Source organism: Rhodoferax mekongensis (genome assembly GCF_032191775.1).
In the GTDB taxonomy this organism is placed as follows: Bacteria; Pseudomonadota; Gammaproteobacteria; order Burkholderiales; family Burkholderiaceae_C; genus Allorhodoferax; species Allorhodoferax mekongensis.
This window is the reverse complement of sequence record NZ_CP132507.1, coordinates 3,241,020-3,262,029: the sequence shown is the minus strand read 5'-3', so window position 1 is coordinate 3,262,029 and position 21,010 is coordinate 3,241,020. Positions and strand designations below refer to the sequence as shown.

The 21,010-nt window shown below is 58.2% G+C and carries 20 protein-coding genes; 9 read left to right on the top strand and 11 right to left on the bottom strand.

What is annotated here, in order from left to right; genetic code table 11:
- Positions 1–16 precede the first annotated feature (16 nt).
- Together RAN89_RS15490 and mutL are read right to left on the bottom strand one after the other, a co-directional pair.
- Positions 17–757: a DNA alkylation repair protein gene (locus RAN89_RS15490; RefSeq protein ID WP_313867142.1), complete on the bottom strand. Its 741-nt coding sequence runs from the start codon at positions 755–757 to the stop codon at positions 17–19.
- Positions 758–2,803 carry a DNA mismatch repair endonuclease MutL gene (mutL, locus tag RAN89_RS15485; RefSeq protein WP_313867141.1) on the bottom strand — a complete coding sequence of 682 codons (2,046 nt, stop codon included), beginning with the start codon at positions 2,801–2,803 and terminating at the stop codon, positions 758–760. It lies immediately after the preceding gene.
- A gap of 224 nt (positions 2,804–3,027) precedes the next feature.
- On the opposite strand from mutL, the gene RAN89_RS15480 reads away from it, so the two are divergent.
- Together RAN89_RS15480 and RAN89_RS15475 are read left to right on the top strand one after the other, a co-directional pair.
- Positions 3,028–3,672: a VTT domain-containing protein gene (locus tag RAN89_RS15480; RefSeq protein WP_313867140.1), complete on the top strand. Its 645-nt coding sequence runs from the start codon at positions 3,028–3,030 to the stop codon at positions 3,670–3,672.
- Between the two features lie 15 nt (positions 3,673–3,687).
- A complete protein-coding gene (locus RAN89_RS15475) occupies positions 3,688–6,609 on the top strand; it encodes an EAL domain-containing protein (protein WP_313867139.1) in 2,922 nt (973 codons plus the stop codon).
- Between the two features lie 13 nt (positions 6,610–6,622).
- On the opposite strand, the gene RAN89_RS15470 is transcribed toward RAN89_RS15475, so the two are convergent.
- The 4 genes from RAN89_RS15470 to tsaE form a co-directional block, all read right to left on the bottom strand.
- Complete coding sequence (locus RAN89_RS15470; RefSeq protein ID WP_313867138.1) at positions 6,623–7,366, bottom strand: N-acyl amino acid synthase FeeM domain-containing protein; 744 nt, start codon at positions 7,364–7,366, stop codon at positions 6,623–6,625.
- 151 nt (positions 7,367–7,517) lie between these two features.
- The gene (locus RAN89_RS15465) at positions 7,518–8,723 is read right to left on the bottom strand and encodes an N-acetylmuramoyl-L-alanine amidase (protein ID WP_428984461.1); all 1,206 of its coding nucleotides are present in this window, start codon (positions 8,721–8,723) and stop codon (positions 7,518–7,520) included.
- Positions 8,699–8,911 (bottom strand): hypothetical protein, encoded by a 213-nt coding sequence (locus RAN89_RS18640; protein ID WP_428984460.1) that lies wholly within the window; start codon positions 8,909–8,911, stop codon positions 8,699–8,701. The genes RAN89_RS15465 and RAN89_RS18640 overlap by 25 nt, the downstream gene beginning before the upstream one ends.
- Positions 8,908–9,426 carry a tRNA (adenosine(37)-N6)-threonylcarbamoyltransferase complex ATPase subunit type 1 TsaE gene (gene tsaE / locus RAN89_RS15460; RefSeq protein WP_428984459.1) on the bottom strand — a complete coding sequence of 173 codons (519 nt, stop codon included), beginning with the start codon at positions 9,424–9,426 and terminating at the stop codon, positions 8,908–8,910. Before tsaE ends, RAN89_RS18640 begins: the two co-directional genes overlap by 4 nt.
- A 39-nt stretch (positions 9,427–9,465) precedes the next feature.
- On the opposite strand from tsaE, the gene queG reads away from it, so the two are divergent.
- The gene (gene queG, locus RAN89_RS15455; protein WP_313869414.1) at positions 9,466–10,536 is read left to right on the top strand and encodes a tRNA epoxyqueuosine(34) reductase QueG; all 1,071 of its coding nucleotides are present in this window, start codon (positions 9,466–9,468) and stop codon (positions 10,534–10,536) included.
- Between the two features lie 9 nt (positions 10,537–10,545).
- A complete protein-coding gene (locus tag RAN89_RS15450; protein ID WP_313867137.1) occupies positions 10,546–11,346 on the top strand; it encodes a cysteine hydrolase family protein in 801 nt (266 codons plus the stop codon).
- 16 nt (positions 11,347–11,362) lie between these two features.
- Here the strand turns inward: RAN89_RS15450 and RAN89_RS15445 are convergent, their stop codons facing one another.
- Positions 11,363–12,373: an MBL fold metallo-hydrolase gene (locus tag RAN89_RS15445; RefSeq protein ID WP_313867136.1), complete on the bottom strand. Its 1,011-nt coding sequence runs from the start codon at positions 12,371–12,373 to the stop codon at positions 11,363–11,365.
- A gap of 366 nt (positions 12,374–12,739) precedes the next feature.
- On the opposite strand from RAN89_RS15445, the gene RAN89_RS15440 reads away from it, so the two are divergent.
- Positions 12,740–13,753: a M14 family zinc carboxypeptidase gene (locus RAN89_RS15440; protein ID WP_313867135.1), complete on the top strand. Its 1,014-nt coding sequence runs from the start codon at positions 12,740–12,742 to the stop codon at positions 13,751–13,753.
- Positions 13,754–13,760: 7 nt separating this feature from the next.
- Here the strand turns inward: RAN89_RS15440 and RAN89_RS15435 are convergent, their stop codons facing one another.
- The gene (locus RAN89_RS15435; RefSeq protein WP_313867134.1) at positions 13,761–14,672 is read right to left on the bottom strand and encodes an AEC family transporter; all 912 of its coding nucleotides are present in this window, start codon (positions 14,670–14,672) and stop codon (positions 13,761–13,763) included.
- Positions 14,673–14,795: 123 nt separating this feature from the next.
- Between RAN89_RS15435 and RAN89_RS15430 the strand changes: the two genes are divergently transcribed.
- Positions 14,796–15,758, top strand: a complete 963-nt coding sequence (locus RAN89_RS15430; RefSeq protein ID WP_313867133.1) for a tripartite tricarboxylate transporter substrate binding protein BugE — start codon at positions 14,796–14,798, stop codon at positions 15,756–15,758.
- 9 nt (positions 15,759–15,767) lie between these two features.
- A complete protein-coding gene (xerD, locus tag RAN89_RS15425; RefSeq protein WP_428984458.1) occupies positions 15,768–16,664 on the top strand; it encodes a site-specific tyrosine recombinase XerD in 897 nt (298 codons plus the stop codon).
- Positions 16,665–16,673: 9 nt separating this feature from the next.
- Here the strand turns inward: xerD and RAN89_RS15420 are convergent, their stop codons facing one another.
- Both RAN89_RS15420 and RAN89_RS15415 read right to left on the bottom strand, forming a co-directional pair.
- The gene (locus RAN89_RS15420) at positions 16,674–17,924 is read right to left on the bottom strand and encodes an EAL and HDOD domain-containing protein (protein WP_313867131.1); all 1,251 of its coding nucleotides are present in this window, start codon (positions 17,922–17,924) and stop codon (positions 16,674–16,676) included.
- Between the two features lie 43 nt (positions 17,925–17,967).
- Positions 17,968–18,795: a ferritin-like domain-containing protein gene (locus RAN89_RS15415; protein ID WP_313867130.1), complete on the bottom strand. Its 828-nt coding sequence runs from the start codon at positions 18,793–18,795 to the stop codon at positions 17,968–17,970.
- 37 nt (positions 18,796–18,832) lie between these two features.
- Here RAN89_RS15415 and RAN89_RS15410 point away from each other — a divergent pair, with 37 nt between their 5' ends.
- Together RAN89_RS15410 and hslO are read left to right on the top strand one after the other, a co-directional pair.
- Positions 18,833–19,357, top strand: a complete 525-nt coding sequence (locus RAN89_RS15410; protein WP_313867129.1) for a gamma carbonic anhydrase family protein — start codon at positions 18,833–18,835, stop codon at positions 19,355–19,357.
- Between the two features lie 41 nt (positions 19,358–19,398).
- Positions 19,399–20,388 carry an Hsp33 family molecular chaperone HslO gene (hslO, locus tag RAN89_RS15405; protein ID WP_313867128.1) on the top strand — a complete coding sequence of 330 codons (990 nt, stop codon included), beginning with the start codon at positions 19,399–19,401 and terminating at the stop codon, positions 20,386–20,388.
- Here the strand turns inward: hslO and RAN89_RS15400 are convergent.
- Positions 20,385–21,008, bottom strand: coding sequence for an AAA family ATPase (locus RAN89_RS15400; protein WP_313867127.1), 624 nt, complete (start codon positions 21,006–21,008; stop codon positions 20,385–20,387). The genes hslO and RAN89_RS15400 overlap by 4 nt on opposite strands.
- Positions 21,009–21,010: the final 2 nt, after the last annotated feature.

Genomic DNA, 21,010 nt, shown 5'->3' with positions numbered 1-21,010 from the left:
AGCTTGGGTGTGCGGCTTAGCGGATCGGGAAGTCACCCTTGAGCATCGCGCTACGCTGCTCCGGGGGAAATTTCTCAATCGCGTAGCGCAACGTGGTGCGCGGCAGGGCGGCGTAGTGGGTGTGCAAGAAACCTAACAGTCGCGCCTCGTCCCGTTTGCCCAGCTCTCGCAGCATCCAGCCGCAGGCCTTGTGCATCAGGTCGTGCGGGTCAGTGAGAAGCTGTGCGTAAAGTTTCAGCGCATCGTCAAAGTCGCCTGCACGGATAAAGGCGAAGGTGCTGAGCACTGCGATGCGCCGGTCCCACAGTACGGGGGAGTTTGCGAGTTCCCATAGGATGCCCCGGTCGCGTTTCAGCAGATACGGGCCGCTGATATAGGGCGCTGAGCCGTCCACCAGATTCCAGTTGTTGATGCGGTCGCGGTGCTGCATGAAGCATGCATACACGGCGGTCTGCACATCCACCTTGCCTTTGGCGAAGCGCCGCACCATCACGTCCAGCGCCAGGACGCGCACCTCGTTGTAAGGGGACTGCAGCAGGGCTGCGCAGTCGGCTAGCGTGAGGGTGTTGAACTGCCGTGCGGTTTCGCGGATCACCGGCACGCGGATGCCCAGAAACTGGTCGCCTTCGCCATACTGGCCCGGTCCGCTTTGGAAGTAGCGTGCAGCCGTGGCAGCTTTGCCGGTGTCGGCCAGTGCGAACAAGGCACTCTGGGCCGCGCAAGCCTCAGAGCTCAGGCCTGGCACCGGGGTGTGCATTTACCGTCCGCGCAAAAACAGGCTGTCCAGCTCTTTGAGTGTTAGCTGTCGCCAGGTGGGGCGGCCGTGGTTGCATTGGTCGCTGCGTTCGGTGGCTTCCATGTCGCGCAGGAGCGCGTTCATTTCCTCCAGCGTGAGCTTGCGGTTGGCGCGCACCGCGCCGTGGCAGGCCATGGTGCCCAGGATTTCGTTTTGGGCGCGCTGGATCACGGTGCTGGCGTCGTGCTGGGCCAGCTCGGCCAGCACGCTGCGCGCCAGTTCCACCGCATCGCCTTGTGCCAAGGTGGTGGGTACGGCGCGCACGGCCAGGGTTTTGGGTGAGAAGGGGCTGATCTCCAAGCCCAGGGTGTTGAGCGTGCCCACATGGGCTTCGGCGGTGGCTACTTCGTCGGGGGTGGCGGCGAAGGTGGCGGGGATCAGCAGGGGCTGGCTGGCCAGTGGGTGCACGGTGCCGTCGGGGGCGGTGAGGCTGATTTGCTGTTTGAGTCGCTCGTAAACGATGCGTTCGTGGGCGGCGTGCATGTCCACGATGACCAAGCCTTGGTTGTTTTCGGCGAGGATGTAGACGCCTTGGAGTTGGGCAATCGCGCGGCCTAAGGGCCAAGCATTTTCGTTGCCGTCGCGGCTCACGGACCACGCTTTTTCGATTGCAGGAAGGCGGGATGGCTGAGCGCTTTGCTCCGTGTCCTCCGCCCGCTGTGCGGGCTCCCCCTTGACCTGCGCAAAACGCTCAGCCATCCCGCCTTCTGGGTTGGCGCTACGTTGCCAGAGCAGGCTGATGTCGTTGACGCGGTGGCCTATCAAACCCTCTTCTGCTTCGAATTTGATAGCTGGTTGCGCACTGTACATGGGCGCTACTGGCCTGTTGGGCACATAAGTACCCGGTGTGGGTAGGGCGCTGGCTTCGCTGGTGGTGCCGAAAAGGCTGGGCGCTTGGGGCTGGCCGGCTGTGGCGCCGGCTGCGGCTGCAGCACGCGGTGCGGCCAATGTGTCCTCCACCGCATGGCGCACGGCCTGGTGCACTTCGCGGCTGTCGCGGAAGCGCACTTCAATTTTGGTGGGATGCACGTTCACGTCTACGCGCGTAGGGTCCATGGCGACATACAGGGCATAGACCGGTTGGCGGTTGCCGTGCAGCACGTCTTCATAGGCGCTGCGCGCCGCGTGAGTGAGGACCTTGTCGCGCACAAAGCGGCCGTTGACGTAGCAGAACTGCTGGTCGGCGCGCGAGCGGGCGGCGTCGGGCACGCCGGCACGGCCCCAGACGCGAAGGGCCGGTTGGCCGAATTCGTTGGCTTGCTTGCTGTGCCAATCGACCCGTACGCTCTGGGCAAGAAACTCGGGGCCCAACACATCAGACAGACGTTGGTCGAGAGCAGCGAGTGCGGCTTCGGACGTGGCTTCGGCCAGCGGAGTGTCCAGGCAGCGGCGCCATTGCTCCACCAACTTGCCTTCATGCCAGATGGCAAAGCCCACATCGGGACGGGCGAGGGCATGGCGGCGCACAGACTCTATGCAATGGGCCAGTTCGGTGGCGTCGGTCTTGAGGAACTTGCGGCGCGCCGGGGTGCTGTAAAACAGCTCTTTGACTTCCACGGTGGTGCCCTGGCCCCGCGCCACCGGGCGCAGTTCGCCGGTCCGGCCATCGAGCAGATAGGCGTCATTCAGGCCGCTGGCGCGCGACAGGATTGCGCAATCAGCTATGGAATTAATAGCGGCCAATGCCTCACCCCGAAAGCCCATGGTGGCCACGCTTTCCAAGTCCTGCAGGTTGCCGATCTTGCTGGTGGCGTGGCGCTTGAAGGCAATGGGCAGCTCGTCGCGCAGGATGCCCTGGCCGTCGTCTTCCACGCTGATAAGGCGCACACCACCGGCCAGCAGGCGCAGGGTGACTTGGGTGGCACCGGCGTCCAGCGCGTTATCCACCAGCTCACGCACCACGCTGGCGGGACGCTCCACCACCTCACCGGCCGCTATCTGGCTGATGAGTTCGTCGGGCAGTTCGCGGATGGGGCGGCGGGGGGCAGTGGTCAGTGGAGCGTTCACCAAGGCATTTTAGGCGCCCGGCCCTGTAGCGGGCGCGTCCAGTCGTCTCTATCCGGAATGTGAGCCTCCCGGGCGGTTCACTGTGGAAGCTATGCATGAAGCATCGGCAGCAGGTGTCTGCCAAGGTGCGTTGCTGGATGTTTAGGTCGCTCCCTGCCAGAAGCGTGGGCAACAACATCTGCGTTTTGCTGATGTGACCGGCAGGGCACCGCCATAATCAGGTCATGGACATCATCACGACCCTTCTTGATTTCATCCTGCATGTCGACAAACACCTGGAGGTCTTTGTGCAGACCTATGGTCTGTGGGTCTACGCCTTGTTGTTCGCCATCATTTTTGTGGAAACCGGCGTGGTGGTCATGCCGTTTCTGCCGGGTGACTCATTGTTGTTTGTCGTGGGCGCCATGTGCGGTGTGGGCTTGATGGACTACACCGTGTCCGTCAGCCTATTGTTCGCGGCGGCCGTGTTGGGCAACCAGAGCAATTACACGATAGGGCGCTTTATCGGGCCCAAAGTGTTCCAGTGGGAGGACTCCCGCTTCTTCAACAAGCAGGCTTTCAATCAGGCGCATGCGTTTTATGAAAAGTACGGCGGCATCACGATCGTGGCAGCACGCTTCATGCCTTTTCTGAGAACTTTTGCGCCTTTTGTGGCCGGAGTGGCACAAATGACACGCTCGAAGTTCACTTTTTTTGATGTGGCTGGTGGCGCCCTGTGGGTAGGCGGTATTGTCACGGTAGGCTACTTTTTCGGGAATTTCCCTTGGGTGAAGGCGCACTTGGACAAAATCATCTGGGCCATGATCCTGATTCCCGGTTTCTTCGTCATGTTGGGAGCGCTCAAGAGCCGCGTCAAACGGCCTGCCTGAATTTATCGGACCACTGTGCAAAAACTTGTTGGACCTCTGCTGGAGCGACTGACGACTTTCGTCTTTCCTGTCTTGTTGATCGGACTGGCCGCGGTTGCGTTGCTAACGCATTCTGGCCGATTTGAAAACAATGCGGGTCGCCAGCTTGAGTTGAGAGTCTGGGAGGACAGTAGTCCCTCAGGCACTTCGAGTGCGCAATTGGCTTCAGCCATGCTGAATGCTGTTTCGCCCTCAAAACTCTTGGAGACCCATCTTTCCGCACGGCCATTCTGGATTGCTTTGAGCGTTTACAGCGATGCTCCTGTGATTGATTTTCCCTCCCGGCATGCGATGTCGTTGTCTTGTTGGGATGCCGAATCAGGCGTGGTTCTGGGAACTGGAAATCGATCTTCAACGGACGGACGCATGGCGATCAGTAGAGCCGGTTTCTCGTTGGACTTGGAAGGACTAGCAACCCATTCGCTACTTTGCAAAGCAAGTTTCCGGGGGCCAGCGAAGATATCAGCTGAAGGCTGGACGCATGAGTCGTTGGAAAGGAGCCAATTCGCGCATTACCGCTCGGGAATCATGATTGAGTCGGCGATTGGAATTCTGGCTGTTTTCATGCTTTTGACCGCGATAGTCAACAGAAGCCGGTTGTACCTTACGTTTGTGGGCTGGTTGCTCCTGAACATGCGGATGGCAGGTATCTCTGCAGGAACCGATTTCGAGTTTTTCGGTTATCAGATACCTGCGGACTACTTGATAGCGATAAGACAATTCACGGTTTGCTCGTACTTTGCAATCACCATCGTTTTGTTCAACTTGCTATTCAGCAAGGAGCTGAGAAAGTTCGCTTTTCAGCAGCCACTCAATATCTTGCAAGTGTCTGCATTGGCTGCGCTTGTCTTGGGCCCCCTTCTTCCATTTGAGGTGATGTTGGTAGGGGTCTGGCTGGGTACAGCGATTGGTGTCGCGGTCATTTTTTGTTACTTGATACTCATTCTGGTCGGCAACCATTCACGGGTTGCTGGGTGGTATGTCGCTTCTATGGCAGTGACCTTGGGCGCCAGCCTTAACGAAGTGGTTGCCGCTGCTTTAGACCAGCGGGCATTGCTTGTTGGGCTAAACAGTGTTTCTGCGGCGATCGCCTCTGCGCTTTTAGCATCCGCTGCAGTTGCCGAGCACATGCGAACGCATCGTCTTCAGACGTTGAAAGCCCAGCAATTGCTTGAGGCAGCCTACCAAGACTCTCCAATAGGCTTGTTTTCCGTGGGTGACGGCGTCCTCATCAGCAAGATGAATCCCGCATTTGAATCATTGATGAGGGCAGAGCTACAAAGTAGCCACATCCGGTTGTCGGATTTTTTTGATTCCGTGACAGTAGAAAGAATTGCTGCTCTGCACCTTGAAAAAGCAGGTGGAACCCTCGAATTACAAACCAGCGTTGAGAGCGAGGACGGTCTCACACGACGTTGGTTTGCGATCCGCGCATCCACGGTAGACGGCAGCATTATCGAATGCTCCTTGCAGGACATCACAGAGCGTGTTTCCGCCACAGAGCGGCTGGAATATTTGGCCAGCCATGATCCCCTTACCGGGTGCCTGAATTTGCGGGGCTTGGGGCTGAAAGCTGGTGCCGCCCAACAACGTCCGGTGGCCTTGGCATATTTTGATCTGGACAGGTTTAAGCTGATCAATGATCTGTACGGTCACACTGCAGGGGACTTGGTTCTGAAGCAGGTGGCCGAGCGCATGCAGCGTGTTTTGCAGCCGGGAGACTTGTTGGCCCGCATAGGCGGTGATGAATTCGTTGTTGTTTTCTATCAAGGCTACATGGCGGAGTGTGAGATCAAGTGCAACACCATCACGACGCTGATCGGCTCGGCACCTTTCCAGATGGAAAGCCAAAGTTTTGCGTTGGATGTGTCTGCCGGCTTGGTGGGTACTGAACAGTTCAAGAACTCCGAACTCAAAGACATTGTTTCCGCTGCTGACACCTTGTGTCGGATGGCCAAAAAGCGCCCGCATCAGCGCATGGTGGTGATGCAGTCCGGCGACCGGTTTTTCCAACAGCATCAGGACGAGTTGGACCTCATCAATTGTCTGGAGCGTGGAGAGACTCCGGAAGGCTTGTTCCTCGTAATGCAACCGGAGGTGTCGCTCAGCCGACCCTTCGACTCTTTGAACTTTGAGATGCTGGTTCGCCTTCGCAAGGCGGATGGCTTAATAGTGCCTGCGGGCACCATCATTGAAGCCGCAGAGGCTCATGGCAAAACCGCCATCATTGACCGATGGGTAGTGAATACGGCGATCCGTTGGCTAGAGGCTCACACGCACGAACTGCGCAACACCCATTTCGTGGGGGTGAACCTTTCCGGGGGCTCACTGAATGACGAGCAGTTCACCGAAGAGTTGTTTGCTTTGTTCAAGCAGCACCCCGTGGCACTTGAGAAAATCTGTATCGAGATTACCGAGACCGTGGCTATCACCGATATGCGCAACATGCAGCGTTTCATTGACCGGGTGCGCTCCATGGGGGGCAAGGTCGCACTGGATGACTTCGGAGCCGGATACTCGTCTTTCGGTTATCTCAAAGGTCTGTCGGTCGATTCTCTAAAGCTCGATGGTTCGTTGGTCCGCGATGCTGTCAGAAGCCAGGCGGGACAGGCCATTATTGTGTCCATCGCCGGATTGGTGCGTAGTCTGGGAATGAAGTCGGTCGGCGAATTCGCGGAGGACCTCCCCACCATCAAGGTCCTCTACGAGGCAGGCATTGACTATGCCCAAGGTTATGGCATCAGCAAGCCTGTCGAGGGGGACCAGATCCTAGCTGCAAGAAGTGGTGCAGATTTCGTGGAAGACCCTGAAATACTCGCGTTCCTGAAGCAATTGCAAAGTCAAGAAGAACCTAGCATGCGCTTGTTTTCTGATTCGGCATTTTCTTCTATTCAGTAGCTACTGACGGCAATCATTGGGCTCTGTTGAAAGCCGCTGCAACGGGCTCTATTGCGGGTGTAAAAAGAGTTGAATACTCGGGAGTGATGGCTAAAGGTCGCGCTTTGGAAAGATCGATATCAGGATGAACAGTTTCAAATACGAAGCTGTGAAGCGGGTGCTGATGGGTCAGCCAAAGTGCGTTGGCTTCTTGAGGTGAAAAATACATCACGCGGTGTGGAACCATTCCGGCATGTTGCATGGGAAAGAACATCGACTTTTCCGTAACGTCAGAGAAAAGTAGCCAGTCATAAATCTTGTCTACGGGTTTCCGGCCGGCAGCTAGCATCCAATTCACGCCCTGTTCCATGCAGTACTGATGAAGTGCTTTAAACAGTGCGGACCTGACTAGTGATCCCTGAGAACTACCTTTGATGCAAAGGCGAGTAGTTTCGACCATCAATGTATCGTCGAACTTTTCAGGGAGAGTCATCGAAGCCTCCAAGGGCAGCGGTGCCACCACATTGGCATGGGTGCGCAAGGTGCCGAGTACGGAGCCGTCGAGTTTGGAGGTGGCGACCAGTACTTCGCAGCCGAGTTCAAAATCGGCGGCCTCGGCCTCTCTCAATTTGGCGCCGAGCTCCGGCAGATGTTTCCCGTAAGAAGCAGCCCGCAATTGGATGACTCCATCCATCTGTGCCTCCGTGGCGATTTCAACCCTGAACGGCAGCGTCTCGGTGCGCGCGACTGCTGCCTGAATTCTCTCCACCAAAGCCATGACAACCTCCCTTCCAACGTGTTGAAGAAGAGGTCAGTCTAGGGTTCCTACTAGGTCTCAAATAGTCAATCAATACCTGATTCAGACCGCAGTTTCGCGCAAAAAACAAAATAATCAATAATTTGTTTTTCGATTTGATTGAATTTCGAGGTCAGCTCGTGGTCCGGTTACGGGACAGGGGTGGATTCTTGGCGAAGTAGGCCTCAATGCCCCGCATCAAGGCATCAGCCAGTTGGTTTTGGTAATCCTCGCTGTTGAGCTTGGTCTCTTCCGTGGGGTTGCTGATGAAGGCAGCCTCCACCAGCACACTGGGAATGTCCGGTGCCTTGAGGACCGCAAACGACGCCTGCTCCACACGGGGTTTATGCAGCTTACCCACGCGCTTGATTTCGCCCAGCAGGTTGCCGCCCAGCTTCAGGCTATCGTTGATCTGGGCCGTGGTGCTCATGTCCAGCAGGGCGCGTTGCACCGTCGCATCCTTGGCTTTGACGTTGAGGCCACCAATCATGTCCGCCTTGTTTTCTTTGGCCGCCATCCAGCGTGCTGCACTGCTGGTGGCTCCCCCCTGGCTGAGCGCGAATACGCTGGCCCCTTGGGGGTCCGGGGTGAAAAATGCGTCAGCGTGGATGCTGATGAACAAGTCGGCCTGTACCCGGCGGGCCTTTTGAACACGGGTGCCCAGTGGGACAAAAAAATCGGCATCCCGTGTCAGGAAAGCGCGCATGGCGTTTCCGTTGACGCTGGCCGCGTTGATACGCGCTCGCAGCAGGTGTGCCAGCTTGAGCACCACATCTTTTTCTTTGGTGCCGCCCGGGCCGATGGCACCGGGGTCCTCGCCCCCATGGCCGGGGTCCAGGGCAATGATGATGAGCCGGTCGGTGGTGGTGCCTGCTGCAGGTGAATTGGAGTCTTTTTGGTTGCTAGCGCCCGTGGAATCTGCGCGGGTAGCTCCTGTTTTTGTAGCGTCTTGCGCTTTGGGACTACTGGCGGCCATGGCGGGGCTGTTGGTAGCGGGGCGCTGGCTGTGCTGCGCAATCAGCAGTTCCAGCGGGTCCTGGGCCGCAGCTTTGGCGGCCTGCGCAGCCTTGCTCTCTACCGCCCGGTCAGCAATCAGCGCTTCGAGCGGGTCGATTTCGGCGACAGGGTACAAATCCAGCACCAGCCGGTGCTGGTAGGCCGCCACCGGCGCGAGGCTGAAGACCTGGGGGCGGATAGGGTGCTTGAGGTCGACTACCAGGCGAACGATGTCGGGGGTGAACTGACCTACCCGGATGCCGGCAATGTTGGGGTCATCAGGTTTGACCTTGGCCACCAGCTCTTTGAGCGCGGGGTTCAGGGTGATGCCCTGAATGTCCACCGCCAGCCGGGGGGGCTGGGCACAAACAATTGCTTTGCGCTGAGCGCGGTATCCGACTCGATGGTGACCCGCGAATACTCAGGCGCGGGCCAGACGCGTACCGTCATGATGGCTGCACCCTTGGCAATCTCGGCCGCGCCCAGCGTGAGCACCAGGCCACCGGCTTGCAGCAGGGTGCGGCGCTTCACGCGCGGGCCTCCAGCGCGCTGCGCACCAGCGTCTGACCACGGGCAGTACCGGGCATGAGGGTGACCTCGCGGCGCTGGTCGTCCAGGGTGCGCAGGTGCAGGGTGACATCGGCCGCGGGCAGCACGCTGGCGGCCTTGTCCGGCCACTCCGCCAGCTTGAGGCCGGGGCTGGCGAAGATGTCGCGAAAGCCCGCTTCTTCCCATTCGCGCGGGTCGTTGAAACGGTAGAAGTCGAAATGCCAGATGTTCAGGGCGGGCAGCTCGTAGGGCTCCACCACCGCATAGGTCGGGCTCTTGATGCGGCCGGTCACGCCCAGCGCCTGCAAGAGGTGGCGCACCAGCGTAGTTTTGCCGGCCCCCAGATCGCCATGCAGCGCGATGAAGGCATGGGCCAGTTCGGGCTGTGTCGCCCAGTGCGCAGCGAAGGCGGCGGTGGCGGCTTCATCTGCCCACACCAGCACAGGGGCGGGGGCAGCGCTTTCTACAATGGGGTCGTGACGATCAACAGCACTCAAATCAAGGCTCAATTCGATGGCGACCATGTGGTCGCCTTGATGCAGGGCTGGGCCCGGGAACTTGGATTCTCCCAAATTGGCGTGGCCGGTGTGGATTTGTCCTCTGCGGAGGCCGGTTTATTGGCGTGGTTGTCGCACGGTTTCCACGGTGAGATGGGCTACATGGCCCACCACGGTCTCAAACGTGCCCGCCCCGCCGAGCTGGTGCCCGGCACATTGAGCGTGATCACCACCCGCATGGACTACTTGCCCATGGGCACGACCGACGGATGGGCGGATGTGGAGTTGGCCCGCCTGCAGCGTCCGCAGGAGGGCATTGTGTCGCTCTATGCCCGCGGGCGGGACTACCACAAGGTGCTGCGCAACCGCCTGCAAAAGCTTGCCGACCAACTCTACGCCCACATGGGCCCTTTGGGCTATCGCGTGTTCACGGATAGCGCCCCGGTGCTGGAGGCCGAGCTGGCTGCGCGCAGCGGCCAGGGCTGGCGCGGCAAGCACACGTTGCTACTGAACCGCGAGGCCGGCTCCATGTTCTTTCTGGGTGAAATCTATGTGGACGTGGCCCTACCGGCGACAGCGCCCACCGAGGCGCACTGTGGCAGCTGCAATGCCTGCATCACAGCCTGCCCCACCCAGGCCATCATCGCGCCGCACCGCTTGGATGCCCGGCGTTGCATCTCTTACCTCACCATCGAGCACGACGGGCCTATTCCGCTGGAGCTGCGCCCGCTGATCGGCAACCGCATTTACGGCTGCGACGATTGCCAGCTGGTCTGCCCTTGGAACAAATTCGCCAAGCGCAGCAGCCTGCCGGATTTTGATGCCCGCGAGGGGCTGGCCGGCCAGGCGCTGGCTACTCTGCTGGACTGGACAGAAGACACGTTTTTGAAGCGGACGGAAGGCAGCCCTATACGCCGTATCGGCCATGTGCGCTGGTTGCGCAATGTGTCTGTTGCGATGGGAAACGCCCTGCGTTCAGAGCGCTTGGGGGACATGGAGCGCGATACGCTGGTCCGGTCCTTGCAACACCGCATCCATCATCCCGACCCGCTGGTGCAAGAGCACGTCCAGTGGGCCTTGCAAGCCTTGCAACCTGTTTCACCTGACTGAGATTCCGCCATGTCTGATTACGACCTGTTGATCATTGACCCCCAGAACGACTTTTTGGACATTGAGGGTGCGGCTTTGCCGGTGCCCGGTGCAAATGCAGATATGCACCGGCTCGCAGACTGGCTGATCCAGCACGCAGAGCGAGTTCGCGACATCACCGTAACCCTCGATTCGCACGCCAGTGTGGGTGTGGAGCGCACCACGTTCTGGCAGCAGGCGGATGGCGGTGATGTGGCTCCATTCACACTGATCACAGCCGCACAGGTTCAGCAGGGTGTGTACCGTCCGCGGCATGCTGCGTTAACCGATGAGGTGCTCAGTTATCTGCATGCTTTGGAGGCGACAGGCCAGCGCCAACTCATCGTCTGGCCGGTGCATTGTGTGCTGGGCACCTGGGGTCACAACATCCACAGTGGATTGAGCGAGGCCATCGCCGCCTGGGAACTGCAGACCGGGCGGGTGTGCCACAAGGTGCTCAAAGGCCAGAATCCGCTGACTGAGCAGTACAGTGCCTTCAAGGCCGAGGTGCCGCGACCGGACGACGAACGTACCTTGCTCAATCGGCCGCTGATGCAGGCGCTGTCTGCGCAAGGCGCTACGCTTTTGGTAGCGGGGGAGGCATTGAGTCATTGCGTGGCGGCTTCGGTGACGGATCTGATGCAAGAGTTGCCAGTAGAGCGTCTGCGTCAGACGGTGCTCCTCATCGATTGCATGAGTTCCGTCTCCGGCTTTGAGACCGCCGGCGCCGACTTCCTGGAGGGAGCCCGGGGTGCGGGGTTACAAACACGGTCCTTGGTGGAGTTGGCATAAGCAAACTTGTCGCGCATCAGCGCTTCAAATCTTCCCAGAGGTCCATCGGCGTCCAAGCCGCGGGCATGCGGATATCGACCCCTTGCGTTGCGCCTTGGTTTTGCAGGAAAGCCATGGATGCATCAAAGTCATCCAGTGGTTTGGGCATAGGCTGCATGGGCAAGGTGGAGGGAATCCAGAAATCATCCCAATGGATGGGAATCACGCGCTTGGCCCCGACCGCAGCCACCGTTTCGTTCCAGTAGGCGAGTTTGTGCTCCGCGCTGCGCGGCCCCATGGCACCAATTCCGAGCAGCACCACATCAGCCTTTACGCCTTGCAAGGCGCCCGGCACAAAGCCGGCGGTGCCAGTGATCAGCAGCGTGTGTCCATCGTGCTCTACCACCATCGCGTAGCTTTGTCCTTCTTTGTAGTCTGTGGCTCGCACAGGCGGGACCAGGGGGCTCTCGATGACGCCACCTGTGAAGCCGGTGGGCGTGTGCAGGGCAGGGTAGAGCGTCACGGTGAAGCGGCCGAAGCGGTAGGGCTTGCTCAGTTCAGCCTGTTGCATCTGTTTGTCGTCGAGGCCCCAGCCTTTCCCCACCATGAGGGTGGAACTGGAGCCCATCAACAAAGCGCCGGTAAGTTTGGCAACTTCGGGCGCATCCATGGCGTGGTCGTAGTGGGAGTGCAGGGGGATGATTGCTGCCAACTTGCTGCCTGTGGCTCCAGCCAGCGTGATTCGTGCGCGTTGCAAACCGTCTGCAATCGCCTGCGTGTCAGGTGACACTTTGCGCAGTAAGACGGTCATTTTGTCGGGGCGGGAGAAGAAGCCATCGGTCAGCAGAGCCGTCTCACCATCGTCCAGCAAGACGGTCGCGACGCCCAGAAAACTGACTTTGAGAGGAGAGCCGGCCGGAGCGGCCTTCTGCCAAAAAAGGCTTTGAACTGCAGCGAGTCCGGGGGGATGGCTCAGTTGCCACGCCAAGGTGGCGGCTGCCGCTATCAGGGTCGCGGGAATCAGCCAAAGAAGTTGTCGTTTGCGCATGCGCTCAGTCTAGGCGCGCTGCGCCCGGCGGTTAATGGTGCTTACGCCGAAGTGCCAGAAATTCGGAAGCACCCTGCAGCATGGCCAGCGTCAAGGCCAGCCATGTTTTGGCGCTGCGGCGCGTGGCCGAGTGGCGCGTTTTCATACTTCGATCAACGCAATGGGGTCCAGCCATTCGTCGTCAAAGAGTTCATCCAACAGTCGTTGCAAGCCCAGCAGTTTGAGGATCATGACAGCTCCCGGTTACGTTTTGCTGAAACGAATTTATGCCCTTTGTGTGACTGTTTGATGGCACTGTGGCGTAAACGATGCAGGCCTTTGAATTGAGTGTTCCGCTGTGTAAGCTCAGGCCTTCAGGAGACATTCTTGCTGCATTCCCCCTTGCCGGCTCTGGCAGAACTTGAACGTATTCTTCAGCTCGCGGGTGACCGGGTAGACGTGCGGGTGGCCCACGAAGTCGCGCTCGATGGCAGCACCTTGCCGGTGTATGTGGTCTCCATGGGCAACCCTGCTCCGGAGGTGCCCGCCATCGGTTTCTTCGGTGGCGTCCATGGCCTGGAGCGCATCGGCACCGAAGTGGTGTTGGAGTTTCTCAACAGCCTCGTCATGCGCATGGCGTGGGATCACACCCTTCACCAACAGTTGGAAACCATGCGTATGGTCTTCATGCCCCTGGTCAATCCGGGCGGCATGCAACGCGGCACCCGTGCCAACCCCGCCGGTGTGGACTTGATGCGCAACGCTCCGCTCGATGCGATGGAGCCTGTGCCCACGTGGGTAGGCGGTCAGCGTGTCAGCGCGCGATTGCCCTGGTATCGGGGCGCCGAAGGCCAGGCGATGCAACCGGAGGCTGCCGCCCTGTGTGAAGTCGTTGAGCGGGAGCTCAGCCACCGGGCGTTCAGCATGTCGGTGGACTGCCATTCCGGTTTCGGGGTGAGGGACCGTTTGTGGTTTCCGTATGCCCACACGCGACAGCCCATGTCGCACTTGGCGGAAATGTATGTGCTGCAACGCATGTACCGCCAGAGCTACACCCATCACCCCTATGTGTTCGAGCCCCAAAGCCTGCAGTACCTCACCCATGGAGACCTGTGGGACCATTTGCACACGCGACTTGCAGACCCAGTGCAACAGGTGTTTTTGCCACTGACGTTGGAGATGGGTTCCTGGCTATGGATCAAGAAGAACCCGCGCCAGATCTTCAGCCGATACGGCATCTTCAATCCACTCATAGGGCATCGCCAGCAGCGGGTGCTGCGCCGGCACGTGACCCTGCTGGACTTTCTGGCTCGTGCTGCTTGCAGTGCCTCTAGCTGGTTGCCTCAGAGGAGCTATCGCCATGCCATGCATGCCGAAGCCTTACAACTCTGGTACGAGTAAATCCAGTCTAAAGGGCTCGCAACACGCCCAAGGCAAAGGGAAGGCTTACCACCCCGAGCAGGGTTGATAGGGTGACCAACCCAGCGACATAAGCACCGTCGTAACCCATGCGTGCGGCGAGCACATAGCAGCTGGATGCGGTGGGTAGCGCGGAAAAAGCGAGAAGCATGGTGGTTTGTGTGGTGTCAAGTGCAAACAAACGGGACACCATCAGGGCGATCGCCGGGGTAATCAGGTGACGGATCGTCAACACGGATACGGCGAGGGTCTTGGCCCGCGCCAGAGCGCCGAATTGCATGCCTGCACCTGCGGCCATCAATCCCATGGCCAAAGATGCAGCACCCAGACGGGTGACGGTGGGTTCCAACCACACCGGCATGCGAAAGCCGGCGAGGTTGCTGATCAGTCCGGCGACCGTAGCAACTATGAGGGGGTTGCGCACCAGTTCACTCAAAAAGCCACGCTGAGCGTGACGGGCCATGGGCCAGACGGCGGCTACGTTAAACAGGGGGACGCAGACACCGATCAATACCGCGATCAGTTGCAACCCCTGTGGACCTGCAAGACGTTCTGCAATGGCCAAGCCTATGAAAGAATTGAATCGGAATGCAATTTGGGCACTGGCCGCATGGTCCTGGCCGGGGATGTAGCGCTTCAAGAAGGGGGTGTGGGGCAACCAGTAAGCCAGTGCAATACCGGCAAAGCCCAAGGTCCAGCCGGCAGCCATCAGTTTGGAGGCCAGTTGCAAATCCAGCGGGCTTTTCACAATGGAGTGAAACAGCAGCACCGGAAACAACAGGTAGTACACCAGAGCCTCTACCTTTTCCCAAAGCGGGCGGTTGAGCTGGGTAAACCGGCACACCAGATATCCGAGAAGAATGAGCGAAAAATCGGGGAAAAGGAGCTGTGCGTAGTTCACACCAAGAGGATACCAGCCGCCTAATGGTTCTACCGCATAGACCGGTTGAGTGGCCCCGCATTACCATTACTCCATGGCGTGCCGGGTAGGCATGCTTCCACCCTGACTGAGGAGTATCAAAAGATGTACCGTAGAGTGTTGCTGGCGTGTGGTCTGGTGGCTGTTTCTGGAGCAGTCATGGCGCAGGGTTATCCCAACAAGGTGATCAAACTCCAGGTGCCTTTTGCGCCGGGCGGGACGACGGACATTGTGGCGCGCATCATTGCGGACCCATTGGGCAAAGTGCTCGGGCAAAGCGTGATCGTGGAAAACAAGGCAGGCGGAGGTGGCGTCGTTGGTGCGAACGAAACCGCAAAGTCAGCTCCGGATGGCTATTCGCTGGGCGTGGCAACGGTATCTACAGTGGCGGCCAATCCCGCCATCAATCCTAAAAATCCGTACAACCCTTTGACGGATTTCACCCCCATCATCAATGTGGCGGCAACACCTAATGTGATTGCGGTGCACCCTAGTTTCCCCGCCAAGGATTACAAGTCCTTTTTGGAAGAAATCAAGAAAAACCCGGGCAAGTACTCTTATTCCTCGTCAGGCACGGGCGGTATCGGCCACATGCAGACCGAATTGTTCAAGAATCTGACCGGTTCATTTATTACCCATATTCCTTACCGCGGCGCGGGCCCGGCCCTCAATGACACCGTGGGTGGACAGGTTCCGATGATTTTCGATAACCTGCCCTCCGCGCTCCCATTCATCACCTCAAACCGCTTGGTTCCCATTGTGGTGGCTGCTCCGCAGCGCCTGAGCCAAATGCCCAATGTGCCCACTTTCAAGGAAGTCGGGCTGGAACCGGTAAACCGCATGGCCTTTTACGGTATTTACGGGCCCAAGGGATTGCCGAAAGAGGTGGTGGACAAGGTGAATGCTGGTGTGCGCAAAGTGTTGGAAGATCCCGCTGTGCGCAAGCGCATCGAGGATACCGGCTCGCTGGTCGTCGGAAATACGCCTGAGCAATTCACCGCGCAGATCAAGGCAGAGTATGAGGTTTACAAAAAAGTGGTGGATTCCGCCAAGTTGCGTTTGGACTGATGGAGCTATTTGGTGAGTGACACGGCATCTGTGGATGCATTCATTGATGCCCTGTGGCTGGAGGAGGGGCTCTCCAAAAACACCTTGCAGGCTTACCGGCGTGATCTGACCCTTTTTGCGGGGCATTTGGCAACAAAGCCCTTGTATGGCGCTCAGGAGCATGACCTGCAAGGTTATTTCGCGGCACGGCATGCCGAGACGAAAGCCACAACTGCAAATCGCCGGCTGACGGTTCTCAAACGGTTCTACCGTTGGGCATTGCGGGAAGGGCACATCGCCCAAGATCCGACGTTGAAGTTGCAAGCCGCCAAACAAGCCCTGCGCGTACCCAAGACCTTGACGGAGGCACAGGTTGAAGCCCTGTTGAATGCTCCAGACACCAACGAGGCACTGGGAATACGGGACAAAGCCATGTTGGAGCTCCTCTACGCCAGCGGCTTGCGCGTGAGTGAATTGGTGACTTTGAGGATGGTGCAACTGGGTCTGAACGAAGGCGTGTTGCGGGTGATCGGCAAAGGTTCAAAAGAGCGCTTGGTGCCCTTTGGTGAAGTCGCCGGCCTGTGGCTGAGTCGCTATCTGGCTGGTCCCCGGGCGGAGCTGCTTGCAGGCAAGCAAAGCGCAGATGTTTTTGTGACCGTGCGGGGCTCCAAATCCGGCACCGCCATGTCTCGCATCATGTTCTGGGGTCTGGTCAAGCGCTACGCTCTGCAGGCCGGTATACGGGTGCCGCTGTCACCACACACCCTGCGCCACGCTTTTGCGACGCACCTTTTGAACCATGGAGCAGACTTGCGTTCGGTGCAGATGCTCCTGGGTCATGCTGATATCTCTACGACCACCATTTACACACACATTGCCCGGGACCGTTTGGCTTCGCTGCACGCGCAGCACCATCCCAGGGGCTAACTCCGTCGCTTATTCTTGCCCCAGCGTTTCCGCCCAAGCCAACGCTTGGAGATGGGCCCAATTAATTTGCTTTTCGGTCAATTGCAATGCCTGGGCCGCTTTGGCGAAAGCTTCATCGTCACCGTTCTCGCAGGCTAGTGTGAGCTTCAAGTAGTCGGCTAACGGACCTGTTTGGTAAAGCAAGGCATGGGTTACGGAGTTGGGCAAGGAGAGGTTTGCCAGAGCTGCAGGCATCGGCATGCCCAACAGGCTATCCAGCAAGGAAAAGACACCGATGACAAATGCATGGTCGCATTCCTCGGGGGGCAAAGCTTCGGCGGCTAGCAATTCCATCAGTCGGCCACGGACCACAGCGGTAGTGCCCACCGCCGGTGCCACGCCGCCACCCGTCGAGGTCGTCATCAACAGAGCCGCCCATTTGAAGAGCTTTTTGAGCCCCAGCAGCATCACCGCGTGTTTGAAGGATGTGACTTCAGTACGCAATCCGAATCCCGCTGAATTGATGAATCTCAACAGGTTGAAGGACAGGGTCGGATCTCGCTTGAGGACTTCTTCAATCTCTGCTGTACTGGCTTGCTTGCGAACGAGATTGATGAGCTGGAGGATGGCAGCCTGGCTGGGGCGCAGTGTTTGGCCTTCTATGATGGTTGGTTGCGCGAACCAGTAACCCTGAAACAGGCCTACACCCAGGTCCTTGAGTTGCTTGTACTGGATTTCAGTTTCAACTTTCTCTGCAATCAGCTTGGCCTTGGTCTTGACTTGCGCAAGTTGCACAAACGACGCCAGTGAAGGTGGTTTGAGAATGCTGACATCAAACTTGATATAGGAAGCCAAAGGCAACCAGTCTTCGTACGAGCGGGTCAACACCGAATAGTCGAACGCCAGCTTGAAGCCCCGTGTATGGATGGCTTGCAAGGTGGGAAGGCGCAAGGCGATCTGCTCCACTTGCGAGGCGGGCAAGGAAGGAATTTCCAGCACTACATGTTCCGGCTCCACGAGGTCCAAATGGCCTCCGGCAAGACTATCGTGCGTGCAATTGACGAACAGCAGCGTTTTGCCGATCAGCGTCTCCCCTTCGGCCAAGGACAGCAAATTGAAGAGCATCTGCGCATCGGAGGAGGCGGTGTGAGCGTCTGCGTTGACACTACGGTCAAACAGCTCATACCCCATGATGGAGCCCGAGTCATTGACGATGGCTTGCCGGGCCATCGATATGGCGGACGAGGTGGGTTCCGGAGTTGGCGGGTGTTCGGTGGACATCAGTGATTCGCGAATCCTGTGGTTGAGCCTGACTCAAGGCATTCTAGGTTGAATGGGCGGCAATCTCTGTGAGACCAGAGTCAGAATCCAGCTTCTCCAACTCTTGGGGGCTGAAGCCGGCAGCCAGTCTGGCGGCGTAGTTAAAGGGCGGCTTGGGCCGAGGAGCCGCGTATTGAATCGCTGCCGATGCATAAAAAGCAGCAGGGTCTAACTCATGCCGGGCACACAGCCAGTGGTACCAGTGATTCCCTGCGGCGACATGTCCCACTTCCTCGGTGAGGATGACTTGCAGGATCGCTTGTGCCTCCAATGCCGCTGGACTGCCAACTTTGGCGAGCTTGGCTTGAATCAGGGGTGTTGCATCCAGCCCGCGTGCTTCCATGGTTCGAGGCACCAAGGCCATGCGGGCAACGATATCGTCAGCTGTGTTGGCGCACATCGTCCACAGGCCTGTGTGGGCAGGAAAGTCGCCGTAGCGATAGCCTTGTGCACTCAGGTGTTCCTCCAGCAGCATGAAGTGCTTGGCTTCTTCAGTGGCAACCAAGAGCCAGTCCCTGTAGAAAGCTTCAGGCATTCCGGCGTAGCGCCAAACGCAATCCAGTGCCAGATCAATGGCGTTGAACTCAATATGGGCGATAGAGTGCATCAAGGCAGCGTGACCTGCTGCAGTGAAAGGGGAGCGACGGGGTACCTCTTTAGGTTCAACCAAGATAGGCAGGTCAGGCCGGCCTGGGCCGGCATCATGAAAAAGAAGCCGTTCGCAGTCGAGCTTTCCCTCTTTCAACAAAGGTCCAATGGCCAAAGTTGCCTCCACCTTGCTGCGGGGTGAGGAGGTCTTGAAGGCTGACAAAGCCCGTTCTCGGAGTTCCATCCTTACAATTCTAGTTTTGACGGCCTGAGGGGCAACGATGGCAGTGTACGAATTGGATGGTGTGGCTCCTAAATTAGATGTGGGGGCTTGGGTCGCTGACAGCGCAGAAGTCATAGGCGCTGTTGAAATCGGCTCAGATGCCAGCATATGGTTCGGAGCAGTCGTTCGTGGCGATACCGAGACCATCCGGATTGGTGCCGGTACCAATATCCAAGACGCGAGTGTGTTGCATGCGGATGTCGGCAAGCCGTTGACGATTGGTGAGAACGTGACGGTAGGGCACCAGGTCATGCTCCATGGCTGCTCCATTGGCGATGGTTCCCTGATTGGAATCGGAGCCATCGTCCTGAACGGGGCGCGTATCGGCAAGGGGTGCTTGGTCGGAGCTGGTGCATTGGTGACCGAGGGCAAGGAGTTTCCGGATGGCAGCATGATCATCGGTAGCCCGGCCAAAGCGGTTCGGGAGTTGACCGAGGAACAGAAGCAAGGCTTGCTTGCCAGTGCGCGTCACTATGTGGTCAACGCGCATCGATTCAGGTCAGGCCTCAAGAAGATCGCCTAATTTTCGCCCCGCAAGGGGCCTATTTTTTTTGGAGAGTGTGCATGTCAGAGTTGCACAAGTTTTTGTTCGATGGCTTGCCGGTGCGTGGTGCGATTGTCCGATTGACGGACTCCTGGCAGGAAATTTTGCGCCGACGAGCATCGAATACCGAGCATGGTCCCTACCCGGCAGAGGTTCAGTCTCTTTTGGGTGAAATCACAGCCGCAGCGGCGTTGATGCAATCGAATATCAAGTTCGATGGTGCATTGGTGTTGCAAATTTTTGGCGATGGACCGGTCAAGTTGGCAGTCACTGAAGTGCAGCCCGATTTCAGTCTCCGGTCTACCGCCACGGTGGTGGGCGACGTGCCGAACGGCACCCCCTTGAGCCAGATGGTAAACGCCACCAATAAAGGCCGATGTGCGATTACTCTGGACCCCAAGACGAAGTTCCCGGGCCAACAACCCTACCAAGGTGTAGTTCCCTTGTTTGACGACGCGGGCGCCCCTTTGGAACGCATCAGTGAGGTTCTGGAACATTACATGTTGCAGAGCGAACAATTGGACACTACGCTCGTGCTGGCGGCAGACGACAAAGTAGCAGCAGGACTGCTGATACAGCGTCTCCCCTTGGAGGGCGCAGGCAATCTGGCCGGCAGTATGGTGTCGCGCGAAAACGAAGAGCAGATTGGTTTGAATGAGCACTACAACCGCATCGCTATTCTGGCCAAGAGTCTGAAATCCGAAGAACTATTGCAGCTTGATGTGGATACCGTGCTGCGCCGCTTGTACTGGGAAGAGCCGTTAACCCGTTTCGAACCACTCATAGGCGAGACAGGGCCGAAATTTCAATGCAACTGCAGCCGTGAGCGTGTTGGAAAAATGATTGTCAGTTTGGGTCGAGAAGAGGCCGAGAGCATTCTGATGGAACGCAATGACATTGAAGTGGGATGCGAATTCTGTGGCGTGCAGTACCGGTTTGACCCTGTGGATGCCGCACAGTTGTTTACGGATGCAGTCCTATTGCAGCAGGGGAATACGGGGACGCATTAACCGTCTGTGAGCTCGCGGAACAGGCGGTGCTCGCAACTTGCGTCCGAGCACTTTTCACATCGAGCCATCCAGCGGTTGTAGGTTTCTGAATCGGCATTGGCACTGAACTGGGATGGCATGATTGCAGCTATCGCTGCCTGAGTGCGCTGTTCGCCATTGCCGTACACCATGGAGTACGCGATTTCATGGTTCCTGAGTACTGCCTGCAGTCGTAGGTGGATGGCTTGCTGCCCTTGGGGGCTATCACGAAAAAAACCATCTGCAATCCACGGCAAGTCTGTGGCCGTTACCAGTACGTGTTGAAAACGCCTGATGTCCTCAATGGCCAAGGGATAGAGGCTGTCGTCTTGGAAGAGTACATCACTGTAAATGGCAGTCATGAGAGCCGTAGTGTCTGCAACCACTGTCGGGCTTCGCACGGTATCAATGCGCCGGATTTGTTCCAGTGCAATACCTCCCTGTTCTTGTGGCAGGGGCGTGCGCATCATCTCCGCGCACCACTCACGCAAATACTCGCCTACTACGGTGACATCAGCACCCGTCTCACGCATACGGGCAGCAAGGGAGTGACAAAGGGTGCTTTTGCCAGTGGATTCCGCACCCAGAATCGCAATTCTCATCG

What these genes read in the sequence shown, in the direction of transcription:
- RAN89_RS15490 (WP_313867142.1), bottom strand. Translation starts at nt 757, where the DNA reads ATGCACACCCCGGTGCCAGGCCTGAGCTCTGAGGCTTGCGCGGCCCAG.
- RAN89_RS15450 (WP_313867137.1), top strand. Translation starts at nt 10,546, where the DNA reads ATGTCTGATTACGACCTGTTGATCATTGACCCCCAGAACGACTTTTTG.
- RAN89_RS15445 (WP_313867136.1), bottom strand. Translation starts at nt 12,373, where the DNA reads ATGCGCAAACGACAACTTCTTTGGCTGATTCCCGCGACCCTGATAGCG.
- RAN89_RS15415 (WP_313867130.1), bottom strand. Translation starts at nt 18,795, where the DNA reads ATGGAACTCCGAGAACGGGCTTTGTCAGCCTTCAAGACCTCCTCACCC.
- RAN89_RS15420 (WP_313867131.1), bottom strand. Translation starts at nt 17,924, where the DNA reads ATGTCCACCGAACACCCGCCAACTCCGGAACCCACCTCGTCCGCCATA.
- RAN89_RS15470 (WP_313867138.1), bottom strand. Translation starts at nt 7,366, where the DNA reads ATGGCTTTGGTGGAGAGAATTCAGGCAGCAGTCGCGCGCACCGAGACG.
- RAN89_RS15410 (WP_313867129.1), top strand. Translation starts at nt 18,833, where the DNA reads ATGGCAGTGTACGAATTGGATGGTGTGGCTCCTAAATTAGATGTGGGG.
- RAN89_RS15400 (WP_313867127.1), bottom strand. Translation starts at nt 21,008, where the DNA reads ATGAGAATTGCGATTCTGGGTGCGGAATCCACTGGCAAAAGCACCCTT.
- RAN89_RS15430 (WP_313867133.1), top strand. Translation starts at nt 14,796, where the DNA reads ATGTACCGTAGAGTGTTGCTGGCGTGTGGTCTGGTGGCTGTTTCTGGA.
- hslO (WP_313867128.1), top strand. Translation starts at nt 19,399, where the DNA reads ATGTCAGAGTTGCACAAGTTTTTGTTCGATGGCTTGCCGGTGCGTGGT.
- queG (WP_313869414.1), top strand. Translation starts at nt 9,466, where the DNA reads ATGCAGGGCTGGGCCCGGGAACTTGGATTCTCCCAAATTGGCGTGGCC.
- RAN89_RS15480 (WP_313867140.1), top strand. Translation starts at nt 3,028, where the DNA reads ATGGACATCATCACGACCCTTCTTGATTTCATCCTGCATGTCGACAAA.